10 protein-coding genes and 1 riboswitch are annotated in these 9,753 nt (G+C 67.6%); of the genes, 9 read left to right on the forward strand and 1 reads right to left on the reverse strand.

Annotated features, from left to right (window positions below; translation table 11 throughout):
* A partial coding sequence (locus B4L26_RS17120) for an AIM24 family protein (RefSeq protein WP_290720783.1) occupies window positions 1-766 on the forward strand: 766 nt, incomplete at its 5' end.
* Window positions 767-770: 4 nt separating this feature from the next.
* On the opposite strand, the gene B4L26_RS17125 is transcribed toward B4L26_RS17120, so the two are convergent.
* Window positions 771-1,205: an META domain-containing protein gene (locus B4L26_RS17125; protein WP_290720785.1), complete on the reverse strand. Its 435-nt coding sequence runs from the start codon at window positions 1,203-1,205 to the stop codon at window positions 771-773.
* A 110-nt stretch (window positions 1,206-1,315) separates the two neighbouring features.
* Here B4L26_RS17125 and secA2 point away from each other — a divergent pair, with 110 nt between their 5' ends.
* From secA2 to gcvP, 8 genes are all read left to right on the forward strand, one after another.
* Window positions 1,316-3,661 carry an accessory Sec system translocase SecA2 gene (secA2, locus tag B4L26_RS17130; RefSeq protein ID WP_290720787.1) on the forward strand — a complete coding sequence of 782 codons (2,346 nt, stop codon included), beginning with the start codon at window positions 1,316-1,318 and terminating at the stop codon, window positions 3,659-3,661.
* Between the two features lie 9 nt (window positions 3,662-3,670).
* Window positions 3,671-4,333, forward strand: coding sequence for a CDP-alcohol phosphatidyltransferase family protein (locus B4L26_RS17135; RefSeq protein WP_290720790.1), 663 nt, complete (start codon window positions 3,671-3,673; stop codon window positions 4,331-4,333).
* Window positions 4,326-4,727, forward strand: a complete 402-nt coding sequence (gene gcvH, locus B4L26_RS17140; RefSeq protein WP_290720793.1) for a glycine cleavage system protein GcvH — start codon at window positions 4,326-4,328, stop codon at window positions 4,725-4,727. The genes B4L26_RS17135 and gcvH overlap by 8 nt, the downstream gene beginning before the upstream one ends.
* Window positions 4,728-4,948: 221 nt before the next feature.
* The gene (garA, locus tag B4L26_RS17145) at window positions 4,949-5,404 is read left to right on the forward strand and encodes a glycogen accumulation regulator GarA (RefSeq protein WP_290720800.1); all 456 of its coding nucleotides are present in this window, start codon (window positions 4,949-4,951) and stop codon (window positions 5,402-5,404) included.
* A 38-nt stretch (window positions 5,405-5,442) separates the two neighbouring features.
* On the forward strand, window positions 5,443-6,117 hold the full coding sequence (locus B4L26_RS17150; RefSeq protein ID WP_290720802.1) for a MerR family transcriptional regulator: 675 nt from the start codon (window positions 5,443-5,445) through the stop codon (window positions 6,115-6,117).
* A 26-nt stretch (window positions 6,118-6,143) separates the two neighbouring features.
* On the forward strand, window positions 6,144-6,644 hold the full coding sequence (locus B4L26_RS17155) for a bifunctional nuclease family protein (RefSeq protein ID WP_290720795.1): 501 nt from the start codon (window positions 6,144-6,146) through the stop codon (window positions 6,642-6,644).
* A gap of 161 nt (window positions 6,645-6,805) precedes the next feature.
* Window positions 6,806-7,387, forward strand: a complete 582-nt coding sequence (locus B4L26_RS17160; protein ID WP_290720804.1) for a MerR family transcriptional regulator — start codon at window positions 6,806-6,808, stop codon at window positions 7,385-7,387.
* A gap of 25 nt (window positions 7,388-7,412) precedes the next feature.
* Window positions 7,413-7,507, forward strand: a riboswitch (glycine riboswitch).
* Window positions 7,508-7,637: 130 nt separating this feature from the next.
* Window positions 7,638-9,753 (forward strand): aminomethyl-transferring glycine dehydrogenase (gene gcvP / locus B4L26_RS17165; protein ID WP_290720797.1); only part of this gene is annotated, 2,116 nt, incomplete at its 3' end.

Genomic DNA, 9,753 nt, shown 5'->3' on the forward strand with positions numbered 1-9,753 from the left:
CCAGCAGGCCGCGCCCCAGCAGGCCGCGCCCCAGCAGCCGGTGCACCAACCGGTGCAGCATCAGCAGCCGCAGGCTCCGATGACGCCGGGTGATTCATTCGCCGGCATCACCGGTGAACTCGTCGACGGACGATTCAGCGAGAACGAGGACGAAGCCGTCGCCAAGCAGAACTCGAAGATGCTGCGCGTGCGCATCGGCGAGCCGTTCTTCGCACGTCAGGGCGCGATGGTCGCCTACCAGGGCAACGTCGAGTTCGCGTTTGAGGGCGGCGGCGCGGGCCGCTTCATCAAGAAGGCGCTCACCGGCGAGGGCCTGCCGCTGATGCGCTGCGCAGGGCAGGGCGACGTCTTCCTTGCCGACCTGGCCAAGGACGTGCACCTGCTGAAGCTGGAGAACTCGGCGCTGTCCATCAGCGGCAAGAACGTCCTGGCATTCTCGGCGTCGCTCGAGTGGAACATCGAGCGCGTCAAGGGCGGCAGCATGCTGACCGGTGGCCTGTTCAACACGCTGCTGCGCGGCACCGGTTGGGTCGCCCTCACCACGGACGGCCCGCCGGTCGTCCTCAATGCGGCCGAAGCGCCGACCTTTGCCGACACCGACGCCATCGTCGCGTGGTCGGCCCACTTGCAGACGCAGCTGGTGTCGAGCATGAAGGCCAGCGCGCTGATCGGCCGCGGCTCGGGTGAGGCCGTACAGGTCGCGTTCAGCGGTCCGGGCTTCGTGATCGTGCAGCCGTCCGAGGGGAGCGGGATCCCCGTCGCCTAGACGCTTAGGCAGAGTCTTCGCGCAGCAGGACGGTGGTCGTGGGCGTCGACAGCGTCAATCCCGGACCGACCAGCCGGTAGGACGGGGACTGCTTCGCGAAGTCGACCGCCCATCCATCGGCGTGGTCGCGAGGCGGGGGGCAGGCCATCTTCGTCGACGCGAGCTGCGAGAAGACCAGTCGATCACCCTTGGCCGTCACCGTCCCGATCATCCGGTTGCACCCGGCAGAGAGGCTGACCCGGTCCTTCTCGGCGAACGCGATGCGCAGCGGACCGCCGCCGGGGATGGGCGCGGGGGTGACCGACACGGACACGTAGGAGCGCCCGGCGAGGCCGGGGACCGCCTCCACGGGGGAGCTCGACGCGACGAGCAGTGTCGCGGCGCATGCTGCGACCGAGGCGGCCGCGGCAGTGAATCGGGTGACAGTGAGACCAGGCATGCACTTGAGCCTACCGATCACGGTGGTGTCCCCACCATCGCCGGAAGAGCGACCCAACGGGTGCGCTACCGTTGGATGCTGACGTAATCAACTCAGGAGACGATTAGCCGGTGGGCAAGCTTTCCAACACGATGTGGCGACTCCTCGGAGCCCAAAGCGGTCGCAACCAGTCGAAATCGGTGGCGCTGATCAAGAAGGCGGCCGACCACGACGACTGGGCCGCCGGTCTGGCCGACGACGAGTTCGCTGACGCGGCCCGCGGGCTCGATATCGGCACCGACCTGGTCGACCGTGCCAAGTTCCTCGCCCTGGTCCGCGAGGCCGCCGACCGCTCGCTGGGCCTGCGGCCCTACGACGTGCAGCTGCAGGGTTCACTGCGCATGCTCGAGGGTGACGTCGTCGAGATGGCCACCGGTGAGGGCAAGACGTTGTCGGGCGCGATCGCGGCCGTGGGCTACGTGCTCCTGGACCACAAGGTCCACGTGATCTCCGTCAACGACTACCTCGCCAACCGCGATGCGGAGTGGATGGGGCCGCTCTTCAAGCTCTTCAACATCAGTGTCGGCGCTGTCGACGAGTCGTCGACAGCGCAGCAGCGGCGTGCCGCCTATGACTCCGATGTCACCTATGGCTCGGTCAACGAGATCGGGTTCGACGTCTTGCGCGACCAGCTCGTGGTCCGCGCCGACGACCTCATCGCACCGACGCCCGACGTCGCCATCATCGACGAGGCCGACTCTGTGCTCGTCGACGAGGCGCTGGTCCCGCTCATCCTGGCCGGATCGGCGACCGGGCAGGTCGCCGACGCCGCGATCGCCGATGTCGTGTCGCGGATGAAGACCAAGCACTACGAGATCGACGTCGAGGGCCGCAACATCAGCCTGACCGACGAGGGCGCCGCCTTCGTTGAGGACGAGCTCGGAGTCAACCTCTACAGCGAGGCGCACGTCGGGACCACCCTGGTCCACACGAACATCGCCCTCTACGCCTACTACCTGCTCGAGCGCGACGTGCACTACATCGTGCGCGACGGGCAGGTGAAGCTGATCAACGCCTCGCGCGGGCGCGTCGCCCAGCTGCAGCGCTGGCCCGACGGCGTGCAGGCAGCAGTGGAGATCAAGGAACGGCTCGACCAGACCGACTCCGGCGAGGTCATCGACACGATCACCGTCCAAGCGCTGATCGGCCGCTACCCCAACGTGTGCGGCATGACCGGCACGGCGCTGGCGGCCGGCGAGCAGTTCCGCCAGTTCTACGACCTGTACGTGTCGCAGATCCCGCCGAACACCGAGAACATCCGCGACGACGAGCCCGACCGGGTCTTCGACTCCAAGGCCAACAAGGTCGAGGCGATCGTCGCTCACGTCGGCGAGATCCACGAGACGGGGCAACCAATCCTGATCGGCACCCACGACGTCGCCGAGTCCGAAGAGCTCGCGTACTTCCTGGAGAAGGCCGGAATCGATTGCGTGGTGCTCAACGCGAAGAACGATGCACAGGAGGCGGCGATCATCGCCGACGCCGGCAAGCTCGACGCGGTCACCGTCTCCACGCAGATCGCCGGCCGCGGCACCGACATCCGCTTGGGCGGTGCGGAGGCCACGTCCGATGAGCACGACGCGGTGGTCGAGCTCGGCGGCCTGTGCGTGATCGGCACCGGTCGCTACGACACGGAGCGTCTCGACAACCAACTGCGCGGCCGAGCGGGCCGCCAGGGCGATCCGGGTAACTCGGTGTTCTTCGCCTCATTGGAGGACCCGCTGGTGACGCGCAACCTCTCGTTCAAGCGCGACCCGGAGTCCTCCGAGCCCGACGGATCGATGGGGTCGCGCGGTGCCGAACTGATCGAGCAGGCCCAGCGCGTCGCCGAGGGCGTGATGCTGGAGTTGCACTCCAACACGTGGCGCTACAACAAGCTGGTGAACCAGCAGCGCGACATCATCGTCGCCCGCCGAATGGACCTGCTGCGCACCGACGAGGCGCTGACCGCCCTCGCCGAGCTCGAACCGGAGCGCTACCAGGCCCTGCTCGATGGTGAACAGCCCGATGGCGAGGAGTTTTCCGACTTCGGCCCGATCACCGAGAAGGTGGACAAGGAGGTGCTCGAGCAGGCCGCGCGCGAGATCATGCTTTACCACCTCGACCGGGCGTGGAGCGATCATCTCGCGTACGTCTCCGACGTGCGGTCGAGCATCCATTTGCGCGCCATCGGGCGGGAATCGCCGCTCGACGAGTTCCACCGGCTGATCCTCGACGAGTTCACCAGGCTCCCATCCGAGGCGATCGAGGCGGCGGGCACGACGTTCCGCACCGCGACCATCACCAACGACGGCGTCGACCTCGACAGTGCGGGGCAGCACCGCTCGACGTCGACCTGGACCTACATGGTCCACGACAACTTGTTCTCGTCCGGGGGCGCCAAGATGCTGCAGGGCATCCTCGGCGTCTTCCGATAGGAGGGGCCCGTGCCGGGGGGGACAGCTGCGCGCAGCGACCGCGTCGTGACCGTGCCGAACGCGCTGAGCGTGTTGCGGCTGGCACTGGTGCCGGTCTTCCTGTACGTGCTGCTCGTGCTCGAGGCCGACGGGTGGGCGTTCGCGATTCTCGTCGTGTCGGGCTTCTCCGATTGGCTCGACGGCAAGATAGCGCGGTGGCTCGACCAGTCGTCGACGATCGGCGCGCTCTTGGACCCGTTGGCCGACCGGATCTACATCATCGTGATCCCACTGGCCTTCGGCATCCGGGGGATCATCCCGTGGTGGATCATCGGGATCATCGTCGCGCGCGACGTACTTCTGGCGCTGCAGATTCCGTTGCTGCGCAAACGCGGGATCACGGCGCTGCCGGTGCTCTACGTCGGCAAGGCGGCCACATTCGCGCTGATGAGTGCGTTCCCCTGGATCCTGTTCGGCCAACTCGACAACGTCGTGGGGCGGATCGCACTGCCGTTCGGGTGGGCGCTGCTCATCTGGGGCATCGCTATGTACCTGTGGACGTTCGCGCTCTACTGGTACCAGACGATCCTCGTGGTGACCGGTGATGCTCGCCACGAACCGAACACGTTGGGTGTGTCCGCGACGGACAAACCGGATACCGTTATCGCTGACGAAGGGAAGGCAAGTGGCTGAATCGAACGTGCCCGCGGATCTCCGCTACACCGTGGAACACGAATGGGTGGTCAAGGTGGATGAGACGACCGTGCGCGTCGGGATTACCGACTACGCGCAGGACCAGCTCGGCGACGTGGTGTTCGTGCAGTTGCCGGGCGCGGGGGACACGGTCGCCGTGGGCGATTCGTTCGCCGAGGTCGAGTCGACGAAGAGTGTGTCCGACATCTACAGCCCGATCGACGGCGAGGTCGTCGCGGTCAATGATTCGCTCGAGGCATCCCCGGACCTGGTGAACTCCGATGCGTACGGCGCCGGCTGGCTCGTTGAGCTGCGCGTGGGCAACGGTGCGGTCGATACGGTGCTGGAATCACTGCTCGACGCGGCGGCGTATCGGGAACAGATCGCCGGATAGTACCGGTCATCGACCTTCCCGACGAGGTTTGTAACGACTTGGGTTCGGCCCGGCCCGCCCTCGCCGAACGAGCGCATCAGATCACCGGCACACCGGTATGATCGGCGGTACTTGTCATGGTGGTCGGGGCACCGGATCGGTGACGGAATTTTCTGCGAGGCAATCGCGCGCCCTGACAACCGTGTCCGGCGGTGCGCCCAATGGTGAAGACGACAGGAGAAGTGGTGAGCGACAACGACAACGGGTTCGAGGCGCCGGTGGAGACGACCTCGGTGTTCCGCGAGGAGATCATCAAGGAGGAGCTGAACCAGTCGAGCTCGTCGTCGGGTGAACCCGCCGACCTCGGCGTGGAGCGACTGGCGCCGGGGACGGCGCTCTTGGTGGTCAAGCGCGGCCCGAATGCCGGCTCTCGATTCCTGCTGGACCAGGCCGCGACATCGGCCGGGCGGCATCCTGACAGCGATATCTTCCTCGACGATGTGACGGTCAGCCGCCGCCATGCCGAGTTCCGGCTCGGCGACGGTGACTTCCAGGTCGTCGACGTCGGCAGTCTCAACGGGACCTACGTCAACCGGGAGCCGGTCGATGTGGCGACGCTCGGCAACGGCGACGAGGTGCAGATCGGTAAGTTCCGCCTCGTGTTCCTGTCCGGTCCGCGAGACTCGTCTGCCTCGTGACGCCGGCGCCCGCGCCCCAGGAGCGCGGCGAGTCGACGATGTCGATCGGCGCGGTCCTGGCCCGACTCCGTGACGATTTCCCTGATGTCACGATCTCCAAGATTCGTTTCCTCGAGTCGGAGGGCCTGGTCACGCCCGACCGCGCGCCATCGGGGTACCGGCGCTTCAGCGAGTCCGACTACCAGCGCCTGAAGTTCGTGCTCACCGCACAGCGGGACCGCTACCTGCCGCTCAAGGTCATCCGCGAGCAGCTCGACGGGATGGACACCCCGGACGGCTCGGGAGTGGCGATGCTGTCGTCGGCGCGCGGATCGGTCGCCCCGGCGACCGATTTCGGTGCGCTCGGCGGCCGAATCTCGCGCGAAGAGCTAATGGAGCGGACCGGCGCTGATTCGGGATTCATCACGGAGCTGATGCGCAACGGCCTGCTGAGTGCCGGGGCCGGGGGATTCTTCGACGAGGATGCCGTGCGCCTGGTCGAGGCCGCGGCGGCACTGGCGGACTACGGCCTGCAGACGCGGCACTTGCGTGCGTTCAAGGTGTCCGCCGACCGTGAGGCCGGCCTGGTCGGACAGATCGCGAATCCGATCGCCAAGGGTAAGGGGACCGGCGCACGCGACCGTGCCGACGAGCTGGTGCGCGAGATCGCCGCACTCTCGGTCACCCTCCACACGCAGCTGGTGAAGGCGGCCGTCCGCGACATCCTCGACTGAGGCGCCGGGCGTGTAGATTTGGCGGTATGGGCCAGATGGAAGTCGTGGGCATCCGCGTCGAATCACCTGCCGCGCAGCCGGTGTTGCTACTGCGGGAGGTCGGCGGTGAGCGCTACCTGGCAATCTGGATCGGGCAGAACGAGGCCGCATCAATCGCGTTGCACCAGAAGGGGATCGAGCCGCCGCGCCCGTTGACCCACGACCTCATGGTCGACTTGATCGACACGTTCGGTCAGAAGTTGGAGCAGGTTCGCATCGTCGACATGCGCGAGGGCACCTTCTATGCGGAGATGGTGTTCTCCGATTCGGTCGTCGTTTCCGCGCGCCCGTCCGATGCCGTCGCGGTGGCGATGCGCAGCGGTGCGGAGATCCATGCCGATGAGGAGGTCCTCATCGAGGCGGGGCTGGTGATCCCCGACGAGGACGAAGTCGAGGGGTCCGGGTTGAAGGAGGACGAGGTGGAACGGTTCAAGGAGTTCCTGGACCACGTCTCGCCCGACGACTTCAACCTCGGCGGACCTCAGTAGGCCAGGTCACAGTTCGGTCTCTACCTCAACTTTAGGGTTGGGTTCCCGCGAGTCGCGTTGGCGCAGGCGTCTCCCGTTGCCTACCGTTATCGCAGAAAGTCCGGCAAGCACGGGCGTATTCTGTGACCAGCGATGGCAAGGAGACAGCAGTGGGCGACGATATGACCCCCGACGATCCGACTCGGACCGGGGCACAGGGGTCCCTGGCCGACGTGGCTCCCGGGCTGTTCCCCGGCGACGTCGTGCCCGATGAGCTGGTCGGCTACCGGGTGCCCAGCGCGTGCCAGATCGCCGGCATCACCTACCGCCAACTCGACTACTGGGCCCGCACGTCGCTCGTCGTCCCGTCGATCCGCGGGGCCGCCGGATCGGGAAGCCAGCGGTTGTACTCCTTCAAGGACATCCTGGTTCTCAAGATCGTCAAGCGCCTGCTGGACACGGGCATCTCGCTGCAGAACATCCGCGTCGCCGTCGACCACCTGCGCAAGCGCGGTGTCGAGGACCTTGCCCGAGTGACACTGTTCTCTGATGGCACCACCGTCTACGAGTGCACCTCCGCCGAAGAGGTCATCGACCTGCTGCAGGGCGGCCAGGGCGTCTTCGGCATCGCGGTTTCCGGTGCGATGCGCGAGCTGACCGGCACGATCGCCGACTTCCCCGGCGAACGCGCCGACGGTGGCGAATCGGAGACCGCGCCCGAGGACGAGCTCGCCGCCCGCCGCCGCGCGCGCAAAACCGGCTAGTCACCGGGTAGACTGACACCCGCGCCGCTACCCGGTGGGAGAGCGTCACCGTCGCCGGTGGCCGCCGAAGGAGCAATACCTCTCCGTCAATCTCTCAGGCACACGGACCGCCGGGCTGACGACGTCTCTGGAAAGAGTCGGGTTCGCGCCCGTCCGCCCACGGGGAAAGACCGCCGCACGCGTCGGTTCAAACTCTCAGGCACCATGACAGAGGGAGAGGACACGGAACCGCGCAGAGAGTCGCACACAGATGTCCTCGCATACAGACACTTCCCAGCCCTTGTTCGCCGACCGACACGTCGGCCCCGATGCTGCCGAGTTGGACCGCATCCTCGCCGTCGTCGGCGTCTCCTCGCTCGAGGAGCTGGCCGCCGCGGCCGTGCCCGGCACCATCGCCGATGCGGTGCAGGATGGCATCACCGCTGGCATCGACGTTCTGCCGCAGCCGCTGACCGAGGAGCAGGCCACCGCGCGGCTGCGCGAGCTCGCCGATGCCAACACGGTGCACCGGTCGATGATCGGACTCGGCTACTACGGCACCCACACCCCTGGCGTGATCCGGCGCAACGTCCTGGAGAATCCCGCCTGGTACACCGCGTACACGCCATACCAGCCGGAGATCAGCCAGGGCCGGCTCGAGGCGCTGCTGAACTTCCAGACGATGGTCGCCGACCTCACCGGTATGGAGGTGGCGAACGCGTCGATGCTCGACGAGGCGACTGCCGCCGCCGAGGCGATGACCCTGATGCTGCGGGCGACGAAGAACAAGTCGCGCCGTCTCGTCGTCGACGCCGATCTCTACCCGCAGACCCGCGCCGTCATCGAGACGCGCGCCCAGCCGCTCGGTATCGAAGTGCTCGTCGCCGAACTCGATCCGACGATCGACGGTGCCGGCCTACCGCCGGGCGACTTCTACGGCGTCATCACCCAGGTGCCGGGCGCGTCGGGCCGCCTCGTCGACGCCGCACCGATCATCGCCGCCGCCCATGAGCGCGACGCGATGATCGCCGTCGGCACGGACTTGCTGGCGGCCACCCTGATCACCCCACCCGGCGAGCAAGGCGCCGATGCGTGCTTCGGGACGACGCAGCGATTCGGGGTCCCGATGGGGTTCGGCGGCCCGCACGCCGGGTACCTGTCGGTGAAGTCCGCGCTCACCCGTCAGCTGCCCGGGCGCCTCGTCGGTGTGTCCCGCGACGCCGACGACAATCTCGCCTACCGCCTGTCCCTGCAGACCCGCGAGCAGCACATCCGGCGCGAGAAGGCGACCAGCAACATCTGTACCGCGCAGGTGCTGCTTGCCATCATCGCGGCGATGTACGCCTCCTACCACGGGCCGGACGGCCTGGCGGCGATCGCTCGGCGCACCCACGGGCGGGCGGCGCAGATCGCAGACGGACTCGGTTCGGCGATTGTGCACCACCGCTTCTTCGACACGGTGCTCGCACAGGTGCCCGGCAAGGCCGCGGCCGTCGTCGAGGCGGCGCGTGAGCGGGGGATCGACCTGCGACGCGTCGACGACGACCACGTCGCGATCGCCTGCGACGAGACGACGACCGACGAGGATGTCGCCGGGGTGCTGGCCGCATTCGCGGCGGCCGGAGTCGACACCGATGCGGGCTCCTCGTCGTCGGTCGAGATCGAGAACCGCACCTCGGAGTACCTGACCCACCCCGCCTTCCACCGGTACCGCACCGAAACGGCGATGCTGCGGTACCTGCGCTCGCTCTCGGACAAGGACATCGCCCTGGACCGCAGCATGATCCCGCTCGGCTCCTGCACGATGAAGCTCAACGCGACCACCGAGATGGAGCCGATCACCTGGCCCGAGTTCGCCAATCTGCACCCGTTCGCGCCCGCGGAGGACACCGCCGGCATCCGCGAGCTCATCGCCGAACTCGCCGGGTGGCTCGCGGCCATCACCGGCTACGACCGCGTCAGCCTGCAGCCCAACGCGGGGTCACAGGGCGAGTACGCCGGGCTGCTGGCGATCCGCCAGTACCACCTGGCGCGTGGCGACTCCCAGCGCGACATCTGCCTCATCCCGGCCAGCGCCCACGGCACCAACGCGGCGTCGGCGGTCATGGCGGGGATGCGCGTCGTCGTCGTCGCGTGCCGTGAGAACGGCGACGTCGACACCGCCGACCTGGCCGCCAAGATCGCCGAGCACGGGCCGAACCTGGCCGCGACGATGATCACCTACCCGTCGACGCACGGGGTGTTCGAGGACGCCATCGGCGAGATCTGCGCCGCGGTGCACGACGCCGGCGGCCAGGTGTACATCGACGGCGCGAACCTCAACGCCCTGGTCGGCGTCGCGCGGCCCGGCCGCTTCGGCGGCGATGTCAGCCACCTGAACCTGCACA

The organism is Gordonia sp. UBA7599, from assembly GCA_002477755.1.
In the GTDB taxonomy this organism is placed as follows: Bacteria; Actinomycetota; Actinomycetes; order Mycobacteriales; family Mycobacteriaceae; genus Gordonia.

What these genes read in the sequence shown, in the direction of transcription:
- B4L26_RS17160 (WP_290720804.1), top strand. Translation starts at nt 6,806, where the DNA reads ATGACCCCCGACGATCCGACTCGGACCGGGGCACAGGGGTCCCTGGCC.
- B4L26_RS17150 (WP_290720802.1), top strand. Translation starts at nt 5,443, where the DNA reads ATGTCGATCGGCGCGGTCCTGGCCCGACTCCGTGACGATTTCCCTGAT.
- B4L26_RS17155 (WP_290720795.1), top strand. Translation starts at nt 6,144, where the DNA reads ATGGGCCAGATGGAAGTCGTGGGCATCCGCGTCGAATCACCTGCCGCG.
- B4L26_RS17125 (WP_290720785.1), bottom strand. Translation starts at nt 1,205, where the DNA reads ATGCCTGGTCTCACTGTCACCCGATTCACTGCCGCGGCCGCCTCGGTC.